The organism is Paracoccus sp. SSJ (genome assembly GCF_030234105.1).
In the GTDB taxonomy this organism is placed as follows: Bacteria; Pseudomonadota; Alphaproteobacteria; order Rhodobacterales; family Rhodobacteraceae; genus Paracoccus; species Paracoccus denitrificans.
The window spans coordinates 1-16,582 of sequence record NZ_JASSPE010000010.1 but is presented as its reverse complement, the minus strand read 5'-3'; the positions used below and the strand labels follow the sequence as shown (position 1 = coordinate 16,582).

Here is a 16,582-nt window from a genome sequence, read left to right as displayed (position 1 = left end):
CTTCTGCGCGGGACAACCAGTGATGGAAAAAGAGCCGTTTGATTCATTCGGAACGCGACCGGCAGAGTTTCGAACTGTTGCAAAAAAGCCCGCAGCCACGAACGCGGCTGCGGGCCCATACCATCGCTTAACCCTAAGAAAGGGTTAAATTTCTTACGATTCGTCGGCGGCCGATTCGGCTTCCAGGCGGGCGCGGTCGGCGGCACCCTTGGCGCTGGTGTCGCGCTCGACGAATTCGATGATCGCCATCGGAGCCATGTCGCCATAACGGAAACCGGCTTTCATGATGCGAACATAACCGCCTTGGCGGTCCTTGTAGCGGGCGCCGAGCACGTCGAACAGTTTCGCGACATGGCTGTCCTGCTTCAACTGGGCGGCAGCCTGACGGCGAGCGTGCAGATCGCCGCGCTTGGCAAGCGTGATCAGCTTCTCGACGATGGGGCGCAGTTCCTTGGCCTTGGGCAGGGTGGTCTTGATCTGCTCATGCTCGATCAGCGAGCCGGCCATGTTGGCGAAAAGCGCCTTGCGGTGCTCGTGGGTGCGGTTCAGACGGCGATAGCCGCGGGCGTGACGCATGATGTTTCTCCTTCACGTCTTTTGCTTTGTCCGGCAGCCCATGCGTGCGGGCCGCTCTCCTTGGGGCGGGATGCCCGATCTTCCGGGGACGCGGGCGGCGTCCCCGGTATTCCTGTTCAGAACTGGTCGTCGAAACGCTTGGCCAGGTCTTCGATGTTTTCCGGCGGCCAGTCCACGACATCCATGCCAAGGTGCAAGCCCATGCCGGACAGCACTTCCTTGATCTCGTTCAGCGACTTGCGGCCGAAGTTCGGAGTGCGCAGCATCTCGGCTTCGGTCTTCTGGATCAGGTCGCCGATATAGACGATGTTGTCGTTCTTGAGGCAGTTCGCCGAACGCACCGACAGTTCCAGCTCGTCCACCTTCTTCAGCAGGCGCGGATCGAATTCCAGCCCGTCCTCGGCATCCGAGCGGGTGGCGGTTTCCGGCTCGTCGAAGTTGACGAAAACCGAAAGCTGGTCCTGGATGATGCGCGCGGCATAGGCCACGGCGTCTTCCGGGGTCAGCGAACCGTCGGTCTCGACCTTCATGGTCAGCTTGTCATAGTCCAGCACCTGTCCCTCGCGGGTCGGCGTGACTTCGTAGCTGACGCGCTTGACCGGCGAGAAGATGGCGTCGATCGGGATCAGGCCGATGGGCGCGTCCTCGGGACGGTTCTTGTCGGCGGCGACATAGCCCTTGCCGTTGGCGACGGTCAGTTCCATGTGCAGCTCCGCCCCCTCGTCGAGATGGCAGATGACATGGTCGCGGTTCAGGATGGTGATGCCGGCGGATTCCTGGATGTCGCCCGCCTTGACCTCGCCCGGCCCCTTGGCCGAAAGCGTCAGGCGCTTGGGCGCATCGACGTCCATCTTCAGCGTCACGCCCTTGAGGTTCAGGACGATGTCGGTCACGTCCTCGCGCACGCCGGGGACGGACGAGAACTCGTGCAGCACGTTGTCGATCTGGACCGAAGTGATGGCCGCGCCCTGAAGCGAGGACAGCAGCACCCGGCGCAGCGCATTGCCCAGCGTCAGGCCGAAGCCGCGTTCCAGCGGTTCCGCGACGACGGTGGCCACGCGGGACGAATCGGCGCCCGGCTTGATTTCAAGCTGGGTCGGCTTGATCAGTTCAGCCCAATTCTTGTGGATCATGCGTTTGCCTCCATACCAGTTTCCGACCCATGACCGGTGGTCGGAAACGCCCGAGGTGAAATGCGAAAAGCGCGCCCCGCGCGGAAAGCCCGCGCGGAACGCGTCAAATTCTTGACCGATCAGACCCGGCGGCGTTTCGGCGGGCGGCAGCCGTTATGCGCGATCGGGGTCACGTCGCGGATCGCCGTGATGTTGAAGCCGACGGCGGCCAGCGCACGCAGCGCCGATTCGCGGCCCGAACCGGGACCCTGAACCTCGACCTCCAGCGTGCGGACGCCGTGTTCCTGCGCCTTCTTGCCGGCGTCTTCGGCGGCCATCTGCGCAGCATAGGGGGTCGACTTGCGCGAGCCCTTGAAGCCCATGGTGCCGGCCGACGACCAGGAGATCGCATTGCCCTGCACGTCCGAGATCAGGATCTTGGTGTTGTTGAAGGACGAGTTCACATGCGCCACGCCGGTGGCGATGTTCTTGCGTTCCTTGCGCTTGATACGGGTTTTATCGCGTGCCATGTCCGTTCCCCTTACTTCTTCTTGCCGGCGATGGGCTTCGCCGGGCCCTTGCGGGTGCGGGCATTGGTGTGGGTGCGCTGGCCGCGGACCGGCAGGCCGCGACGATGGCGCAGCCCGCGATAGGACCCCAGGTCCATCAGGCGCTTGATGTTCATCTGCGTCTCGCGGCGCAGGTCGCCTTCGACGGTCAGGTTCGCGTCGATATATTCGCGGATCTGCAGGACTTCGGCATCCGACAGTTCGTTCACGCGGCGGGTCGGCTCGATGCCGACGGCGGAGACGATCTCGTCGGCGAATTTCGAGCCGATCCCGTGGATATAGGTCAGTGCGATCGGGACGCGTTTCCCGGTCGGAATGTTGACGCCAGCAATACGAGCCACGCGTTTTTCCTTTTCCATGTTGCGGTTCCGTAGCGCCGGAACCTTTTTTCACAACCAAAGACCCGAAAGCCATGCCTTCGGGCCTTGAAGCGATCCCCGGAACATCCGGGTGATTCTCTTGCGAGATGCTGCGAATTAAGGGATTCGCAGCCCGAGGTCAAGCCTAGGCGGGGATCTTGTCCATCACCTTCGCGACCTGGGCCGCCACCTCGTCGATCTCGGCCAGGCCGTCGACCGGGTTCAGGTTGCCCTTGACATAGTAGTAACCGATCAGCGGCGAGGTCTTCTTGTAATATTCCATCAGCCGGGTCTTGAGGCTTTCCTCATTGTCATCGGCGCGCCGGCGCAGGTCGGTCGAGCCGCAGACGTCGCATTTGCCCGGCTCCTTCGTCGGCTTGGTCACGTCGTGATAGACCTCGCCGCAATTGCCGCAGGTGAAGCGGCCCGAGATACGCGACACCAGCGCGGCATCATCCACCCGCATCTCGATCACGGCGTCGATGCGCTGGTCCATCTCGGCCATCAGCGCCTGGAGCGCGTCGGCCTGCGCCAGCGTGCGCGGGAAACCGTCGAAGATGAAACCCTTGCCGCCCTGCCCCAGCTTTTCGCGGATCAGGCCGATGACGATCTCGTCCGTCACCAGCTCGCCCCGGTCCATCACCTCGGCCACGCGCTTGCCCATCTCGGTCCCCGAGCTGCGCGCCTCACGCAGCATGTCGCCGGTCGAGAGCTGGACGAGACCGCGCTCGTCGATCAGACGCCGAGCCTGCGTGCCCTTGCCTGCGCCGGGCGGGCCCAGCAGAATGATGTTGATCGCCATGTCGTCGTCCCTCTCCTACCCTTATGGTGGGTTTCCCTCAGCGACGTGCCGGGGCCTTGCGGGGCTTGGCCGCCCCAGTCTTGCCACGCTTGCCGCGCAATTGCGATTTTTCGATCAAACCTTCGTATTGATGGGCGAGCAAGTGGCTTTGCACCTGGTTGATCGTGTCCATGACGACGCTGACCACGATCAGCACCGAGGTTCCGCCGAAGTAGAAGGGGATCGCCAGCTGGTCGCGGATGATCTCGGGCAGCAGGCAGACGAAGGCCAGGTAGGCCGAACCGATCACCAGCACCCGGGTCACCACATAGGTCAGGTAATCCTCGGTCCGCTTGCCCGGGCGGATGCCGGGAATGAAGCCGCCCTGGTTCTTCAGGTTCTCGGCCACGTCCTCGGTCTTGAAGCTGACGTTGTAGGTGTAGAAATAGGTGAAGAACACGATCATCGCCGCGAAGAACAGCAGGTAGAGCGGCTGGCCGGGACCGAAATAGGCCAGGACCGTCGACATGATCGGGCCGGTCTGGTTGCCCGAGAAGGTCGAGATCGTCACCGGGAGGAGCAGCAGCGAACTGGCGAAGATCGCCGGGATCACCCCCGCCGGGTTCACCTTGATCGGCAGATGCGACGACTGGCCGTCATAGACCTTCATCCCGACCTGGCGGCGCGGATACTGGATATGGATCTTGCGCAGGGCGCGTTCCATGAACACCACGAAGGCGATCACCGCGGCGACCATGATCATCACGCCCAGGATCACCGGCGTCGAGACGGCGCCCGAGCGGCCCTGGGCTAGGAATTGCGCCAGGTGGCCGGGGATCTCGGCCACGATGCCGACGAAGATGATCAGCGAGATACCGTTGCCGATGCCGCGGGCGGTGATCTGCTCGCCCAGCCACATCAGGAACATGGTGCCGCCGACCAGCGTGATCACCACCGAGGCGCGGAAGAACATCCCCGGCTCATGCGCGAGGTTGCCGTGCTCCAGGCTGACGGCAAGGCCCCAGGCCTGGAACAGCGCCAGCGCCACCGTGCCGTAGCGGGTGTACTGGTTGATCTTCTTGCGGCCCTGCTCGCCCTCTTTCTTCATCTGCTCCAGCGCCGGGACCATCGAGGCCAGCAGCTGCACGATGATGGAGGCCGAGATATAGGGCATGATGCCGAGCGCAAAGACGCCCATCCGTCCCAGCGCGCCGCCGGTGAACATGGACAGGATGCCGCCGATGCCGGCCTGCGCCTGGTCCATGAAGTTGCGCAGCGCGGCGCCGTCGATGCCGGGCACCGGGATATAAGTGCCGAGGCGGTAGATGATGAGAAGTCCGAGGGTGAACCAGATTCTCTGGCGCAGCTCGGTCGCCTTGCCGAGCGCGCCCCAGGAAAGGTTCGCGGCCATCTGTTCTGCGGCTGACGCCATGCTTCGTGCCCCTTCGTGGCAGCGCCGCCGGATCGTTTCCCGATCCCGCGGCGCCTGGAAAACTTGACAGCTATCTATGGGGCGCGGGCGCGCCCTTCAACAGCTTATTCGGCCGCGGCTGCTTCTTTGGCCGGGCGGCTGACGGTGATCTTGCCGCCGGCCTTCTCGATGGCCTCGACGGCGGCCTTCGACGCACCGGCCACGGACAGGTTCAGCGCAGCCTTGATCTCGCCCTTGGCCAGCACGCGCACGCCGTCCAGCTTGCGGCGGATGACGCCGGCGGCGACCAGAGCATCCTCGGTCACGTCGGCTTTCGCGTCCAGCTTGCCCGCGTCCACGAAGGCTTGCAGCTGGCCCAGGTTCACCACCGCGAATTCCAGGCGATTCGGCTTCGAGAAGCCGCGCTTGGGCAGGCGGCGATAAAGCGGCATCTGGCCGCCTTCATAGCCGTTCAGCGCCACGCCCGAACGCGAGGTCTGGCCCTTGATACCACGGCCGGCGGTCTTGCCTTTGCCCGAGCCGGGGCCGCGTGCAACGCGCTTTTTCTTGCGGTTGGCGCCGGGATTGTCGTGCAGTTCATGCAGTTTCATATCGCTTCTCCTTGGCCGGAAGCGCCCCATGAAGCGAAGGGGGCGGACACGGCATTTCTTGCTTGTTGAGTCGTCAGTATCCCAAGGGACACCGGCGGCTTCTACCGGCTGCGCCTCTCGGGGTCAAGCTGGCAAGGCCGGGCGGGCGGTGGCGTCAGAATTCCAGCCAGCTGCCCAGTCTCAGCGCCAGTTCGCCCTCGCCTGCTAACGGTGCGATCACACCCAGTTCCAGCTTCGCCGGACCAGCCAGATCGCGCACGGCCGAGACCGCCAGCTTGCCGGAAAGGCCGGTATCGTCGCGCTGCTCGAACCGGAACCGGTTGACCAGCATCAGCTTGTCCCGTGCATGCCAGCCCAGCGTCAGGTCCAGCTTGTGCGTGGTCTGGGGCGTCAGATAGGTCGGATCCTCGTAGATCACGTCCGGCTCCTCGGGGTATTCCTGCCTCACGATGGCGAGTTTCGAGCGGCTTTCGACTGCCAGCCAGCCGCCGCCGGGAATGCGGCGCAGCAGCGGAATGCTGTCGAACCCCCGGCCCCAGGCCGTGCCGAACTGCCCCATCGCGTGATAGCGCCCGTCGCGACGGATCGCACCAAGGCCCAGCGAAACCGCGCGACGGTTCGGCCCCTTCCCCGACAGCGCCCGCTGCCACCAGAGCATCAGGCTGCTTTCCCCGGCACTACCGTGGCCCAGGTCGAATCCGAGCATGTTGCCGGCACTCAGCCCATATTCCCCGTAAACACTGGCATGGCTGTTCCCCGCCCGGTCCCGCTCGACCGAGAGCGTGGCGAAGAAGCCGCCGGGATCGCGAGCCCAAGGCCCGGCCAGCGCGCCCGAAGACAGCACCAACGCCGCCAGACAGCAGAGAATGCCGCGCATGTTCCGCCCCCATCCCTCGCCCCCGGTTCACCTCTCGCTAAAGGGAAACAGTTAGCAAAGCGTTAACGCGGCAAAGCAAAACGCCCCGGATCTCTCCGGGGCGTTCCGAAATCCTGCGAGGGGCTGAAATCAGCCGCGCTCTTCGATGATGACGGCCAGATGCGGGATCTTGGCGACCATGCCGCGCACGGCCGGAGTATCTTCCAGCTCGCGGGTGCGGTTCATCTTGTTCAGGCCCAGGCCCTTCAGCGTCTCGCGCTGGATGGCCGGACGACGGATCGGCGAGCCGATCTGCTTCACGACGATGGTTTTAGCCATATGCCTGTCTCCTTACGCTTCGACGGCGGCTTCGGCCGGCTTGTCGTTGGACGGCAGGATCTCGGCCACCTTCTTGCCGCGGCGCTGTGCGACGTTGCGGGGCGAGGCTTCCTTCTTGAGGCCGTCGATGGTGGCGCGGATCATGTTGTAGGGGTTTTGCGACCCCTGCGACTTGGCCACCACGTCCTGGACGCCCAGCATCTCGAACACGGCACGCATCGGGCCGCCGGCGATGATGCCCGTGCCCGGAACGGCGGTGCGCATGATCACCTTGCCGGCGCCGTGACGCCCCTCGATGTCATGGTGCAAGGTGCGGCCGTCGCGCAGCGGCACGCGGATAAGGCTGCGCTTGGCCTGCTCGGTCGCCTTGCGGATCGCCTCGGGCACTTCCTTGGCCTTGCCCTTGCCGAAGCCGACGCGGCCACGCTGGTCGCCCACGACCACCAGAGCGGCAAAGCCGAAGCGCTTGCCGCCCTTGACGGTTTTCGAAACGCGGTTGATCGCTACCAGACGATCGGCGAATTCCGGGGTTTCCTCGCGCTCTTCGCGGCGGCCCCGACGGTGTTCACGTTCTGCCATAAGGCATTTCCTCATACGCTGGCGCGCGCTTCGCGCCGTTAAAGCCGATCCAGGTGGGCCGCCGTCCAAGCGAACGGCCCCCGGATCATCGGGGTGGCGCAATCGCCACCCGCAATCGTCAGAACTTCAGGCCGCCCTCGCGGGCCGCATCGGCAAGCGCCTTGATCTTGCCGTGGAACAGGAAGCCGCCGCGGTCGAAGATCACCTCTTCGACACCGGCCTTCTTCGCGCGTTCTGCAATGGCGGCGCCGATCTTGGCCGCCGCTTCGACGTTGTTCTTGCCGACGACGCCCAGATCCTTTTCGAGCGACGAGGCAGCGGCCAGGGTGACCCCCTTCACGTCGTCGATCACCTGGACGCTGATGTTCTTGGAAGAACGGTGGACGGAAAGTCGCGGACGACCGTCCGAGATCTTCCGCAACTTGTTCCGCACGCGCAGGCGGCGCTTCTGGAACAGCTCTCTTTTGTTCAGTGCCATTTTTGCGCCCCTTACTTCTTCTTGCCTTCCTTGCGGAAGACGACCTCACCCTTGTAGCGGATGCCCTTGCCCTTGTAGGGCTCGGGGCGGCGCCACTCGCGGATGTTCGCGGCGACCTGGCCGACCAGCTGCTGGTCGATGCCTTCCACCACGATCTCGGTCTGTTTCGGAGCCGAGATGGTCACGCCTTCCGGCGTTTCGAAGTTCACGTCATGCGAATAACCCAGCGCGAGCTTCAAGGTCTTGCCCTGCATCTGGGCGCGGTAGCCGACGCCCTGGATCTCCAGCTCTTTCTTGAAGCCTTCGCTGACGCCGACGGTCAGGTTCTCGACCATCGAGCGGGTCATGCCCCATTGCTGACGGGCGCGTTTCGACAGGCCGCGCGGGGTCACCTTGACGGCGCCCTCCTCGATGGCCAGCGTCACGTCGTCGGTCGCAGTAAAGCTGCGGGTGCCTTTCGGACCCTTGACCTCGATGGTCTGGCCCTTGATCTCCGCGGTCACGCCCTTGGGGAGGGCGACCGGCTTTTTACCAATCCGAGACATCTCTGCCCTCCTTAGAACACGGTGCAGAGGACTTCGCCGCCGACATTGGCGCTGCGAGCCGCTGCATCAGACATGACGCCCTTCGGCGTCGAGACGATGGAGACACCGAGGCCGTTGCGGACCTGCGGCAGTTCCTTGGCGCCGGCATAGACGCGGCGGCCAGGCTTGGACACACGGGCCAGTTCACGGATGACCGGAGTGCCTTCGTAATACTTCAGGCTGATTTCCAGTTCCTTGTGACCGGCTTCGGTCGTCACTTCTTCATAGCCGCGGATGTAGCCTTCGGCTTTCAGCACGTCCAGAACCCAAGCACGCAGCTTGGAGCCCGGCGTACGGACGGTCGACTTGCCGCGCATCTGAGCGTTGCGGATGCGGGTCAGCATATCGCCGAGCGGATCGTTCATCGACATATTGCCCCCTTACCAGCTCGATTTGACCATGCCGGGGATCTGGCCGAACGAGCCGAGCTCGCGCAGCATGATCCGCGACAGTTTCAGTTTACGGTAATACGCGTGCGGACGGCCGGTCAGTTGGCACCGGTTGTGCAGACGCGTGGCCGAAGAGTTGCGCGGCAGTTCAGCCAGTTTCAGGCTGGCCTTGAAGCGCTCTTCCATCGGCAGGGACTGATCGTGAATGATCTCGTTCAGCGCGGCGCGCTTGGCGGCGTATTTCTGAACCAGACGTTCGCGCTTCTTCTCGCGCTCGACCATGGATTTCTTAGCCATATCTTCTTCCCTCCGCGATCAGCTGTTGAACGGCATGTTGAATGCCTTCAGCAGCGACTTCGCTTCCGCGTCGGTCCGCGCGGTGGTGCAGATGATGATGTCCATCCCCAGAACTTCGTCGACCTTGTCGAAGTTGATTTCCGGGAACACGATATGCTCCTTCAGGCCCATGGCATAGTTGCCGCGGCCGTCGAAAGCCGAGCCCTTCACGCCGCGGAAGTCGCGGACGCGGGGCAGCGCGATGTTGATCAGGCGATCCAGGAACTCATACATCCGGTCGCCGCGCAGGGTGACCTTGCAGCCCAGCGGCATCTCTTCACGGACGCGGAAGCCGGCGATCGACTTCTTGGCCTTGGTGATGACGGCCTTCTGACCCGCGATCAGCGAAAGCTCCTCGGCGCCCTGCTTGACCTTCTTGGTGTCCTTGACGGCCTCGCCGATGCCCATGTTCAGGACGATCTTGTCCAGGCGCGGGATCTGCATGTCGTTCTTGTAGCCGAACTCTTCTTTCAGCGCGGCGCGGATCGTCTCGCGAAACTGCGCTTTCAGACGCGGCGTATAGGTGGCTTGGTCCAGCATCAGATCACGTCTCCCGTGGTCTTGGCGAAACGGACCTTCTTGCCGTCTTCCTCACGGAAGCCGACGCGGGTCGCTTTGCCGTTCTTGTCCAGCAGCGCGAGGTTCGACAGGTCGATCGGCATGGCCTTCGCCACGCGGCCGCCCTGGCTCGTCTGGGTCTGGCGCTGGTGACGGATGGCGATGTTGATGCCATCGACCACGGCCTTGTTCTCTTTCGGGAACACGGCAGAGATCTCGCCCTGCTTGCCCTTGTCCTTGCCGGTCAGCACGACGACCTTGTCGCCCTTCTTGAGCTTCGCAGCCATCACAGCACCTCCGGCGCAAGCGAGATGATCTTCATGAAGTTCTTGGCCCGCAGCTCGCGCACGACCGGCCCGAAGATACGGGTGCCGACGGGTTCGCCCTGGTTGTTCAGGATGACGGCGGCGTTGCGGTCGAAGCGGATCGAGGTGCCGTCCTCGCGCTTCACTTCTTTCGCGGTGCGCACGACGACGGCCTTGCGGACGTCGCCCTTCTTCACGCGACCGCGCGGAATGGCTTCCTTGACGGAGACGACGATGATGTCGCCCACCGACGCATAGCGACGGTGCGAACCACCCAGAACCTTGATGCACTGCACCCGGCGTGCGCCGGAGTTGTCAGCGACATCCAGATTGGTCTGCATCTGGATCATTTGGTTACTCCCGACCTTTGGGGACCGGCAGCACCGGCCCCAGGGTATCGATTAAACTGGGCCTCAGGCCGAAACTTCAGCAGTTTCGGTCAGGACGGTCCAGCGTTTGGTCTTCGAGATCGGCGCGCATTCGACGATGCGAACGGTGTCACCGACCTTGAACTGGTTATCCGCGTCATGGGCGCGGTATTTCTTGGACGAACGCACGGTCTTGTGCAGCAGCGGATGCTTGAAGCGACGCTCGACCAGGACGGTGACGGTCTGTTCGTTCTTGTCGCTGACGACCTTGCCTTGCAGGATGCGTTTGGGCATGGACCGGGCTCCTTAATTCGACGCCGCGGCTTCCGCCGCTTTCTGGTTCAGAATGGTTTTCACACGGGCCACGTCGCGGCGGACGGTGCGCATGCGGGCGGTCGATTCGAGCTGGCCGGTGGCCTGCTGGAAGCGCAGGTTGAACGCTTCCTTCTTCAGCGCGAGCAGCTGTTCTTTCAGCTGATCAGGCGTCTTGTCTTTCAGTTCCTGCGCTTTCATGCGCCTCTTCCTTTCAACATCACCGGAGAGCCCCTGCCATGCAGGGCCACCCTGATTCCGGTGGAGTTTCATGTGAAGGCTTGCCCATACAGGCTTGCCCGGCTTTTGGCAACCCCGATTGTCCCGAGGCGCCGCAAATGCAGCGCCCCGCCACTTTCGCGGCGGGGCGCAATCCGGAAGCGGTGGCGATTACCAGTCTTCGCGCGCGACGATGCGGGTCAGCACCGGCAGCTTCTGCGCGCCCAGGCGCAGCGCTTCGCGGGCGATGGTATCGTTCACCCCGTCGATCTCGAACATGATCCGGCCGGGATGGACGCGGGCGGCCCAGTAATCCACCGAACCCTTGCCCTTACCCATCCGCACTTCGGTCGGCTTCGAGGAAACCGGCACATCCGGGAAGATCCGGATCCAGACCCGACCCTGACGCTTCATGTGGCGGGTGATCGCGCGGCGAGCCGCTTCGATCTGGCGGGCGGTGACGCGCTCGGGCTCGATGGCCTTCAGCGCGTAGGAGCCGAAGTTCAGGTTGAACCCGCCCTTGGCCTCGCCATGGATGCGGCCCTTGTGCTGTTTGCGGAACTTGGTCCGTTTCGGTTGCAGCATTGCTTCTTCTCCTTAGCGCGCGTCGCGGTCGCGATCACGGCGCGGGCCGCGGGGCGACGGGCCGTCCTGCGCTTCGGTGGCGCGGCGGTCGCGGGCCTGCGGATCGTGCTCCATGATCTCGCCCTTGAAGATCCAGACCTTCACGCCGATGATCCCGTAGGGGGTCGAGGCCTCCGACAGCGCATAGTCGATGTCGGCGCGCAGCGTGTGCAGCGGCACCCGGCCCTCGCGATACCATTCGGTGCGGGCGATCTCGGCGCCGCCAAGGCGGCCCGACACGTTCACCCGGATGCCCAGGGCACCCATGCGCATGGCGTTCTGCACCGCACGCTTCATGGCGCGGCGGAACGACACCCGGCGCTCGAGCTGCTGGGCGATCGACTCGGCCACCAGCTGGGCGTCCAGTTCGGGCTTGCGAACCTCGACGATGTTGAGGTGCAGTTCCGAACCGGTGAAGTTCGCCAGCTTCTTGCGCAGGGTCTCGATATCGGCGCCTTTCTTGCCGATGATGACACCCGGGCGCGCGGCATAGATCGTCACGCGGCATTTCTTGTGCGGACGCTCGATCACGACGCGGCTGACGCCGGCCTGCTTCGCTTCCTTCTTGATGAAGTCGCGGATCTTCAGGTCTTCCAGCAGCAGATTGCCGTAGTCCTTGTCATCCGCATACCAGCGGCTGTCCCAGGTGCGGTTGACCTGGAGACGCATCCCGATGGGGTTTACCTTCTGACCCATTACGCGCGCTCCTCGACCTGACGCACCTTGATGGTGATTTCCGAAAACGGCTTCATGATCTTGCCGTAACGACCACGGGCGCGCGGACGGCCACGCTTCATGACCAGGTTCTTGCCGACCCAGGCCTCTGCGACAATCAGGTTGTCCACGTCGAGGTTATGGTTGTTCTCGGCATTGGCGATGGCCGATTGCAGGCATTTCTTGACATCGCCCGCAATGCGCTTGGACGAGAAGGTCAGGTCGGCCAGGGCCTTGTCCACCTTCTTGCCGCGGATCATCGCCGCAACCAGGTTCAGCTTCTGCGGCGAGGTGCGAAGCATCTTGGTCTTCGCAAACGCCTCGTTCTCCGCCACGCGGCGCGGATTCTGTTCCTTACCCATGACGCTTACTTCCTTTTCGCTTTCTTGTCGGCGGCGTGACCGTAATAGGTCCGCGTCGGCGAATATTCACCGAACTTCTGGCCGATCATCTCCTCGGTCACCGAGACCGGGATGTGTTTCTGGCCGTTATAGACGCCAAAGGTCAGGCCGACGAATTGCGGCAGGATGGTCGAACGACGCGACCAGATCTTGATGACGTCCGACTTGCCGGACTCGCGGGCTTTCTCGGCCTTGCGAAGCACATAGGCGTCGACAAAGGGGCCCTTCCAAACAGAACGTGCCATGGATCAACGCCCCTTCTTCTTCGCGTGACGCGACCGCAAGATATACTTGTCGGTCGATTTATTCGAGCGGGTCCTGGTGCCCTTGGTGCCTTTGCCCCAGGGGGTGACCGGGTGACGGCCGCCCGAAGTCCGACCCTCACCACCGCCATGCGGGTGGTCGATCGGGTTCATGGCGACACCGCGCACGCTCGGGCGGATGCCCTTGTGACGGTTGCGACCAGCCTTGCCGAAGTTCTGGTTCGAGTGGTCCGAGTTCGACACGGCGCCGATGGTGGCCATGCATTCCTGGCGGACCAGGCGCAGCTCGCCCGAAGACAGGCGGATCTGGGCATAGCCGCCGTCGCGGCCGACGAACTGGGCATAGGTGCCGGCCGAGCGGGCGATCTGGCCGCCCTTGCCGGGCTTCAGCTCGACGTTGTGGACGATGGTGCCGATCGGCATGCCGCTGAAGGGCATGGCGTTGCCGGGCTTCACGTCGACCTTGGCGCCGGCGATCACCTTGTCGCCCACCGCCAAACGCTGCGGGGCCAGGATATAGGCCTGCTCGCCGTCTTCGTATTTGATCAGCGCGATGAAGGCGGTGCGGTTGGGATCGTATTCGATCCGCTCGACCGTCGCCGAAACATCGAACTTGGTGCGTTTGAAATCGACGATGCGATAGAGACGCTTCGCCCCGCCGCCCTTGCGGCGCATCGTGATCCGTCCGGTGTTGTTCCGGCCGCCGTTCTTGGTCAGCCCCTCGGTGAGGGATTTGACCGGGCGCCCTTTCCAAAGCTCCGAACGGTCGATCAGAACCAGCCCCCGCTGGCCAGGCGTCGTCGGCTTATACGACTTGAGTGCCATGCTTTCTGTCTTCCGTTGCTTTGGACCTGAGGTGGTCCGTTTCAGTCAAAAGGCGACGGCCCCGCTGCCGGGGCCGTCGATTCGTCGGCTTCTTATCAGAGGCCGGTCGAGACGTCGATGCTGTTGCCAGCTTCCAGCGTCACATAGGCCTTCTTCACGTCCGAACGGACGCCGGGGCGGCCGCGGAAACGCTTGGTCTTGCCCTTGGTGATGGTGGTGTTGACCGCCTTCACCTTGACGTTGAACAGGGCCTCGACGGCCTGCTTGATCGCCGGCTTGCTCGAATCCTTGGCCACTTCGAAGACATAGGCGTTGGCATCGGAAACCAGCGTCGCCTTCTCGGTGATGATCGGCTTGACGATCACGTCGTAATGTTCGGGTTTCACGCTCATTTCAGGCGAGCCTCCAGAGCTTCGACACCGGCGCGGGTCAGCACGAGCGTATCCCGGCGCAGGATGTCATAGACGTTGGCACCCATCGAAGGCAGCACGTCGACGCCTTCCAGGTTGCGGGCGGCACGGGCGAAGTTCTCGTTCACCTCGGCGCCGTCGATCACCAGGACCCGCTTCCAGCCGTTTTCCTTGACCGCCTTGGCGACGGCCGCGGTCTTGGCTTCCGCGATGTTCAGGCTGTCCACGACGACCAGTTCACCCGCGGCGGCCTTGGCCGACAGCGCATGCTTCAGGCCGAGCGCGCGGACCTTCTTGGGCAGGTCGAAGGCGTGCGAGCGCGGGGTCGGACCCTTGTAGACGCCGCCGTGACGGAAGATCGGAGCCTTGCGGCTGCCGTGACGGGCGCCGCCGGTGCCTTTCTGGCGATAGATCTTCTTGGTCGAGTAGCTGACATCCGACTTGCCCAGCACCGAATGGGTGCCCGCCTGCGCCTTCGCACGCTGCCAGCGCACGACGCGATGCAGGAGGTCCGCACGCGGCTCGAGCCCGAAGATGTCATCGCTCAGGTCGATGTCCCCGGCCTTGCCGGCATCGAGCGTGATAACGTCGAGTTTCATCAGTTGTCTCCTTCGGGCGCGGCGGCCTCGGCAGGGGCGGCAGCCTCGGCCTGGACAGCTTTCGAACGGGTCGCAGCCGGGAAAACGGTGCTTTCGGCCAGCGGCTTCTTCACGGCGTCCTTGATGGTGACCCAGCCGCCTTTCGAACCCGGGACCGAACCCTTGACCATGATCAGGCCACGCTCGGCATCGGTCTTGACGACCTGCAGGTTCTGGGTGGTGACGCGCACCGCACCCAGGTGACCCGCCATCTTCTTGCCCTTGAACACCTTGCCGGGGTCCTGGCACTGGCCGGTCGAGCCGTGCGAGCGGTGGCTGATCGACACGCCGTGCGAGGCGCGCAGACCGCCGAAGTTGTGCCGCTTCATCGCACCGGCAAAGCCTTTACCGATCGAGGTGCCGGCGATGTCGACATACTGGCCTTCGAAGTAATGGTCGGCGACGATTTCCTCGCCCACTTCGACCAGATTCTCGGGCGAGACGCGGAATTCCGCGATCTTGCGCTTGGGCGCGACATTCGCCTTGGCGAAATGGCCACGCAGCGCGGCGGTCGTGCGCTTGGCTTTCGCCTCGCCCGCGCCGAGCTGCAGCGCCACATAGCCGTCTTTCTCGGCGGTGCGCTGAGCGATGACCTGCACGTTGTCGACGTGCAGAACGGTGACGGGCACCTGACGCCCGTCTTCCAGGAACAGCCGGGTCATGCCCAGCTTCTTGGCGATAACACCAGTCCGCAGCATGATAGCCTCCTTACACCTTGATCTCGACATCCACGCCGGCGGCGAGGTCGAGCTTCATCAGGGCGTCAACGGTCTGGGGGGTCGGATCGACGATGTCCAGCAGGCGCTTGTGCGTGCGGATTTCCCACTGGTCGCGGGATTTCTTGTCGATATGCGGACCGCGCAGAACGGTGAATTTCTCGATCTTGTTGGGCAGCGGAATCGGGCCGCGGACCTGCGCGCCGGTGCGCTTGGCGGTGTTCACGATTTCCTGCGTGCTGGCATCCAGGACGCGGTAATCGAACGCCTTCAACCGGATGCGGATATTCTGGCTTTGCATTCTCATCCCTCTTGCGGGGAACTCAAGTTGAGAGGCTGACGACACACCACGCACCACCAGCGTCGAACCGTATAAACAAGAGCAGGCCGCCCCATGATATGGCGGCCCGGCATAAGGCAACCGATTCTGGAAAGATCGGCAGCGATGCGGCTACATGCACGAGCAGGCCCGGCACGTCAAGGGGGTCTGGCCTCCTTGCCTTGATCTCTGCTGTCGTTCCGCCCGGAACCCGGGCATCGCCTTGCATGGGGGTATGGCCCAGGTGACGATTATCGCCATTCTGTTCGCCCCGCTGAGGGTGTGGGCCCCCAAGGAAATATTGTGGTCGCTTGCCGATGCAGGGCACCCCGACGAACGCCATGAGCGACGTTTGAAATCGGTGCGGTTCGTCTACCCGGACTGAGATCTGCCAACGGCGAAGGCCGCTCCTTTTGGAGCGGCCCTGTCATCGCGATATCCCTTGCGGGATCACCCGATGGTTCCTGGCGGGGCCGCGGCCTTGGGCCGCCGCCCCTGACGGATCACTTCAGGATCTTCGACACGGAGCTTGCAGCGCGTCTCGGGACCCTTCCGTGATCCTGACGGATCACTTCAGGATCTTCGACACCACGCCGGCGCCGACCGTGCGGCCGCCCTCGCGGATCGCGAAGCGCAGCTTCTCTTCCATCGCGATCGGAGCGATCAGCTCCACCTCGAACTTCAGGTTGTCGCCAGGCATCACCATCTCGGTGCCTTCCGGCAGCTTCACCGTCCCCGTCACGTCCGTCGTCCGGAAGTAGAACTGCGGACGGTAGTTCGCGAAGAACGGCGTGTGACGGCCGCCCTCTTCCTTGGTCAGGATGTAAGCCTCGGCCTCGAACTCGGTATGCGGCGTCACCGAGCCGGGCTTCGCAAGGACCTGGCCGCGCTCGACGCCGTCACGCTCCACACCGCGCAGCAGCGCGCCGA

General features: G+C 63.7%; 30 protein-coding genes. 1 reads left to right on the top strand and 29 read right to left on the bottom strand.

Annotation, left to right across the window (positions count from 1 at the left end; all coding sequences use genetic code 11):
* Positions 1–153: 153 nt before the first annotated feature.
* The 28 genes from rplQ to rpsJ all read right to left on the bottom strand — a co-directional run bounded on the left by rplQ (position 154) and on the right by rpsJ (position 15,634).
* On the bottom strand, positions 154–576 hold the full coding sequence (rplQ, locus tag QPR87_RS12515; RefSeq protein ID WP_011747125.1) for a 50S ribosomal protein L17: 423 nt from the start codon (positions 574–576) through the stop codon (positions 154–156).
* 116 nt (positions 577–692) lie between these two features.
* Positions 693–1,709, bottom strand: coding sequence for a DNA-directed RNA polymerase subunit alpha (locus QPR87_RS12510; protein WP_024844073.1), 1,017 nt, complete (start codon positions 1,707–1,709; stop codon positions 693–695).
* A gap of 119 nt (positions 1,710–1,828) precedes the next feature.
* Entirely contained in the window at positions 1,829–2,218 is a 390-nt protein-coding gene (rpsK, locus tag QPR87_RS12505) for a 30S ribosomal protein S11 (protein WP_011747123.1), read from the bottom strand.
* Between the two features lie 11 nt (positions 2,219–2,229).
* Positions 2,230–2,598, bottom strand: a complete 369-nt coding sequence (gene rpsM, locus QPR87_RS12500; RefSeq protein WP_011747122.1) for a 30S ribosomal protein S13 — start codon at positions 2,596–2,598, stop codon at positions 2,230–2,232.
* A 163-nt stretch (positions 2,599–2,761) separates the two neighbouring features.
* On the bottom strand, positions 2,762–3,418 hold the full coding sequence (locus tag QPR87_RS12495) for an adenylate kinase (RefSeq protein WP_011747121.1): 657 nt from the start codon (positions 3,416–3,418) through the stop codon (positions 2,762–2,764).
* A 37-nt stretch (positions 3,419–3,455) separates the two neighbouring features.
* On the bottom strand, positions 3,456–4,829 hold the full coding sequence (secY, locus tag QPR87_RS12490) for a preprotein translocase subunit SecY (protein WP_011747120.1): 1,374 nt from the start codon (positions 4,827–4,829) through the stop codon (positions 3,456–3,458).
* A gap of 104 nt (positions 4,830–4,933) precedes the next feature.
* Complete coding sequence (gene rplO, locus QPR87_RS12485) at positions 4,934–5,419, bottom strand: 50S ribosomal protein L15 (RefSeq protein WP_011747119.1); 486 nt, start codon at positions 5,417–5,419, stop codon at positions 4,934–4,936.
* A gap of 154 nt (positions 5,420–5,573) precedes the next feature.
* Positions 5,574–6,296: a hypothetical protein gene (locus QPR87_RS12480; protein WP_285049717.1), complete on the bottom strand. Its 723-nt coding sequence runs from the start codon at positions 6,294–6,296 to the stop codon at positions 5,574–5,576.
* 129 nt (positions 6,297–6,425) lie between these two features.
* Entirely contained in the window at positions 6,426–6,614 is a 189-nt protein-coding gene (rpmD, locus tag QPR87_RS12475) for a 50S ribosomal protein L30 (protein ID WP_011747117.1), read from the bottom strand.
* A 12-nt stretch (positions 6,615–6,626) separates the two neighbouring features.
* Positions 6,627–7,193, bottom strand: coding sequence for a 30S ribosomal protein S5 (rpsE, locus tag QPR87_RS12470; RefSeq protein ID WP_011747116.1), 567 nt, complete (start codon positions 7,191–7,193; stop codon positions 6,627–6,629).
* 118 nt (positions 7,194–7,311) lie between these two features.
* Positions 7,312–7,671 carry a 50S ribosomal protein L18 gene (rplR, locus tag QPR87_RS12465; protein WP_011747115.1) on the bottom strand — a complete coding sequence of 120 codons (360 nt, stop codon included), beginning with the start codon at positions 7,669–7,671 and terminating at the stop codon, positions 7,312–7,314.
* A gap of 11 nt (positions 7,672–7,682) precedes the next feature.
* A complete protein-coding gene (rplF, locus tag QPR87_RS12460; RefSeq protein WP_011747114.1) occupies positions 7,683–8,216 on the bottom strand; it encodes a 50S ribosomal protein L6 in 534 nt (177 codons plus the stop codon).
* 11 nt (positions 8,217–8,227) lie between these two features.
* Complete coding sequence (rpsH, locus tag QPR87_RS12455; RefSeq protein ID WP_011747113.1) at positions 8,228–8,626, bottom strand: 30S ribosomal protein S8; 399 nt, start codon at positions 8,624–8,626, stop codon at positions 8,228–8,230.
* A 9-nt stretch (positions 8,627–8,635) separates the two neighbouring features.
* Positions 8,636–8,941 carry a 30S ribosomal protein S14 gene (gene rpsN, locus QPR87_RS12450; RefSeq protein ID WP_011747112.1) on the bottom strand — a complete coding sequence of 102 codons (306 nt, stop codon included), beginning with the start codon at positions 8,939–8,941 and terminating at the stop codon, positions 8,636–8,638.
* An 18-nt stretch (positions 8,942–8,959) separates the two neighbouring features.
* Positions 8,960–9,520: a 50S ribosomal protein L5 gene (gene rplE / locus QPR87_RS12445; RefSeq protein ID WP_011747111.1), complete on the bottom strand. Its 561-nt coding sequence runs from the start codon at positions 9,518–9,520 to the stop codon at positions 8,960–8,962.
* A complete protein-coding gene (rplX, locus tag QPR87_RS12440; protein WP_011747110.1) occupies positions 9,520–9,825 on the bottom strand; it encodes a 50S ribosomal protein L24 in 306 nt (101 codons plus the stop codon). The genes rplE and rplX overlap by 1 nt, the downstream gene beginning before the upstream one ends.
* Positions 9,825–10,193 carry a 50S ribosomal protein L14 gene (gene rplN, locus QPR87_RS12435; protein WP_010400243.1) on the bottom strand — a complete coding sequence of 123 codons (369 nt, stop codon included), beginning with the start codon at positions 10,191–10,193 and terminating at the stop codon, positions 9,825–9,827. Before rplN ends, rplX begins: the two co-directional genes overlap by 1 nt.
* A gap of 63 nt (positions 10,194–10,256) precedes the next feature.
* Positions 10,257–10,505 (bottom strand): 30S ribosomal protein S17, encoded by a 249-nt coding sequence (gene rpsQ, locus QPR87_RS12430; RefSeq protein ID WP_011747109.1) that lies wholly within the window; start codon positions 10,503–10,505, stop codon positions 10,257–10,259.
* 12 nt (positions 10,506–10,517) lie between these two features.
* Positions 10,518–10,724 carry a 50S ribosomal protein L29 gene (gene rpmC, locus QPR87_RS12425; RefSeq protein ID WP_041529773.1) on the bottom strand — a complete coding sequence of 69 codons (207 nt, stop codon included), beginning with the start codon at positions 10,722–10,724 and terminating at the stop codon, positions 10,518–10,520.
* A gap of 189 nt (positions 10,725–10,913) precedes the next feature.
* Entirely contained in the window at positions 10,914–11,327 is a 414-nt protein-coding gene (rplP, locus tag QPR87_RS12420; protein WP_011747107.1) for a 50S ribosomal protein L16, read from the bottom strand.
* Positions 11,328–11,339: 12 nt separating this feature from the next.
* The gene (gene rpsC / locus QPR87_RS12415) at positions 11,340–12,062 is read right to left on the bottom strand and encodes a 30S ribosomal protein S3 (RefSeq protein ID WP_011747106.1); all 723 of its coding nucleotides are present in this window, start codon (positions 12,060–12,062) and stop codon (positions 11,340–11,342) included.
* Positions 12,062–12,442 (bottom strand): 50S ribosomal protein L22, encoded by a 381-nt coding sequence (gene rplV, locus QPR87_RS12410; RefSeq protein WP_011747105.1) that lies wholly within the window; start codon positions 12,440–12,442, stop codon positions 12,062–12,064. The genes rpsC and rplV overlap by 1 nt, the downstream gene beginning before the upstream one ends.
* A gap of 5 nt (positions 12,443–12,447) precedes the next feature.
* On the bottom strand, positions 12,448–12,726 hold the full coding sequence (rpsS, locus tag QPR87_RS12405; RefSeq protein WP_010400236.1) for a 30S ribosomal protein S19: 279 nt from the start codon (positions 12,724–12,726) through the stop codon (positions 12,448–12,450).
* A 3-nt stretch (positions 12,727–12,729) separates the two neighbouring features.
* Positions 12,730–13,569, bottom strand: a complete 840-nt coding sequence (gene rplB / locus QPR87_RS12400) for a 50S ribosomal protein L2 (protein ID WP_011747104.1) — start codon at positions 13,567–13,569, stop codon at positions 12,730–12,732.
* Positions 13,570–13,664: 95 nt separating this feature from the next.
* Positions 13,665–13,961 (bottom strand): 50S ribosomal protein L23, encoded by a 297-nt coding sequence (locus QPR87_RS12395; protein WP_011747103.1) that lies wholly within the window; start codon positions 13,959–13,961, stop codon positions 13,665–13,667.
* The gene (rplD, locus tag QPR87_RS12390; protein ID WP_011747102.1) at positions 13,958–14,578 is read right to left on the bottom strand and encodes a 50S ribosomal protein L4; all 621 of its coding nucleotides are present in this window, start codon (positions 14,576–14,578) and stop codon (positions 13,958–13,960) included. The genes QPR87_RS12395 and rplD overlap by 4 nt, the downstream gene beginning before the upstream one ends.
* Positions 14,578–15,315: a 50S ribosomal protein L3 gene (gene rplC / locus QPR87_RS12385; RefSeq protein WP_230998609.1), complete on the bottom strand. Its 738-nt coding sequence runs from the start codon at positions 15,313–15,315 to the stop codon at positions 14,578–14,580. Before rplC ends, rplD begins: the two co-directional genes overlap by 1 nt.
* Positions 15,316–15,325: 10 nt before the next feature.
* Positions 15,326–15,634: a 30S ribosomal protein S10 gene (rpsJ, locus tag QPR87_RS12380; RefSeq protein WP_010400227.1), complete on the bottom strand. Its 309-nt coding sequence runs from the start codon at positions 15,632–15,634 to the stop codon at positions 15,326–15,328.
* A 253-nt stretch (positions 15,635–15,887) separates the two neighbouring features.
* Here rpsJ and QPR87_RS12375 point away from each other — a divergent pair, with 253 nt between their 5' ends.
* Positions 15,888–16,037 carry a hypothetical protein gene (locus QPR87_RS12375; protein ID WP_285049696.1) on the top strand — a complete coding sequence of 50 codons (150 nt, stop codon included), beginning with the start codon at positions 15,888–15,890 and terminating at the stop codon, positions 16,035–16,037.
* Positions 16,038–16,220: 183 nt separating this feature from the next.
* Here the strand turns inward: QPR87_RS12375 and QPR87_RS12370 are convergent.
* On the bottom strand, positions 16,221–16,582 hold a 362-nt coding region (locus QPR87_RS12370; protein WP_502921613.1), incomplete at its 5' end, for an EF-Tu C-terminal domain-related protein.

Excerpts from the sequence above, each read along its gene's own strand:
- rplQ (WP_011747125.1), bottom strand. The coding sequence starts at position 576 with ATGCGTCACGCCCGCGGCTATCGCCGTCTGAACCGCACCCACGAGCAC.
- QPR87_RS12510 (WP_024844073.1), bottom strand. The coding sequence starts at position 1,709 with ATGATCCACAAGAATTGGGCTGAACTGATCAAGCCGACCCAGCTTGAA.
- rpsK (WP_011747123.1), bottom strand. The coding sequence starts at position 2,218 with ATGGCACGCGATAAAACCCGTATCAAGCGCAAGGAACGCAAGAACATC.
- QPR87_RS12495 (WP_011747121.1), bottom strand. The coding sequence starts at position 3,418 with ATGGCGATCAACATCATTCTGCTGGGCCCGCCCGGCGCAGGCAAGGGC.
- secY (WP_011747120.1), bottom strand. The coding sequence starts at position 4,829 with ATGGCGTCAGCCGCAGAACAGATGGCCGCGAACCTTTCCTGGGGCGCG.
- rplO (WP_011747119.1), bottom strand. The coding sequence starts at position 5,419 with ATGAAACTGCATGAACTGCACGACAATCCCGGCGCCAACCGCAAGAAA.
- QPR87_RS12480 (WP_285049717.1), bottom strand. The coding sequence starts at position 6,296 with ATGCGCGGCATTCTCTGCTGTCTGGCGGCGTTGGTGCTGTCTTCGGGC.
- rpmD (WP_011747117.1), bottom strand. The coding sequence starts at position 6,614 with ATGGCTAAAACCATCGTCGTGAAGCAGATCGGCTCGCCGATCCGTCGT.
- rpsE (WP_011747116.1), bottom strand. The coding sequence starts at position 7,193 with ATGGCAGAACGTGAACACCGTCGGGGCCGCCGCGAAGAGCGCGAGGAA.
- rplR (WP_011747115.1), bottom strand. The coding sequence starts at position 7,671 with ATGGCACTGAACAAAAGAGAGCTGTTCCAGAAGCGCCGCCTGCGCGTG.
- rplF (WP_011747114.1), bottom strand. The coding sequence starts at position 8,216 with ATGTCTCGGATTGGTAAAAAGCCGGTCGCCCTCCCCAAGGGCGTGACC.
- rpsH (WP_011747113.1), bottom strand. The coding sequence starts at position 8,626 with ATGTCGATGAACGATCCGCTCGGCGATATGCTGACCCGCATCCGCAAC.
- rpsN (WP_011747112.1), bottom strand. The coding sequence starts at position 8,941 with ATGGCTAAGAAATCCATGGTCGAGCGCGAGAAGAAGCGCGAACGTCTG.
- rplE (WP_011747111.1), bottom strand. The coding sequence starts at position 9,520 with ATGCTGGACCAAGCCACCTATACGCCGCGTCTGAAAGCGCAGTTTCGC.
- rplX (WP_011747110.1), bottom strand. The coding sequence starts at position 9,825 with ATGGCTGCGAAGCTCAAGAAGGGCGACAAGGTCGTCGTGCTGACCGGC.
- rplN (WP_010400243.1), bottom strand. The coding sequence starts at position 10,193 with ATGATCCAGATGCAGACCAATCTGGATGTCGCTGACAACTCCGGCGCA.
- rpsQ (WP_011747109.1), bottom strand. The coding sequence starts at position 10,505 with ATGCCCAAACGCATCCTGCAAGGCAAGGTCGTCAGCGACAAGAACGAA.
- rpmC (WP_041529773.1), bottom strand. The coding sequence starts at position 10,724 with ATGAAAGCGCAGGAACTGAAAGACAAGACGCCTGATCAGCTGAAAGAA.
- rplP (WP_011747107.1), bottom strand. The coding sequence starts at position 11,327 with ATGCTGCAACCGAAACGGACCAAGTTCCGCAAACAGCACAAGGGCCGC.
- rpsC (WP_011747106.1), bottom strand. The coding sequence starts at position 12,062 with ATGGGTCAGAAGGTAAACCCCATCGGGATGCGTCTCCAGGTCAACCGC.
- rplV (WP_011747105.1), bottom strand. The coding sequence starts at position 12,442 with ATGGGTAAGGAACAGAATCCGCGCCGCGTGGCGGAGAACGAGGCGTTT.
- rpsS (WP_010400236.1), bottom strand. The coding sequence starts at position 12,726 with ATGGCACGTTCTGTTTGGAAGGGCCCCTTTGTCGACGCCTATGTGCTT.
- rplB (WP_011747104.1), bottom strand. The coding sequence starts at position 13,569 with ATGGCACTCAAGTCGTATAAGCCGACGACGCCTGGCCAGCGGGGGCTG.
- QPR87_RS12395 (WP_011747103.1), bottom strand. The coding sequence starts at position 13,961 with ATGAGCGTGAAACCCGAACATTACGACGTGATCGTCAAGCCGATCATC.
- rplD (WP_011747102.1), bottom strand. The coding sequence starts at position 14,578 with ATGAAACTCGACGTTATCACGCTCGATGCCGGCAAGGCCGGGGACATC.
- rplC (WP_230998609.1), bottom strand. The coding sequence starts at position 15,315 with ATGCTGCGGACTGGTGTTATCGCCAAGAAGCTGGGCATGACCCGGCTG.
- rpsJ (WP_010400227.1), bottom strand. The coding sequence starts at position 15,634 with ATGCAAAGCCAGAATATCCGCATCCGGTTGAAGGCGTTCGATTACCGC.
- QPR87_RS12375 (WP_285049696.1), top strand. The coding sequence starts at position 15,888 with ATGGCCCAGGTGACGATTATCGCCATTCTGTTCGCCCCGCTGAGGGTG.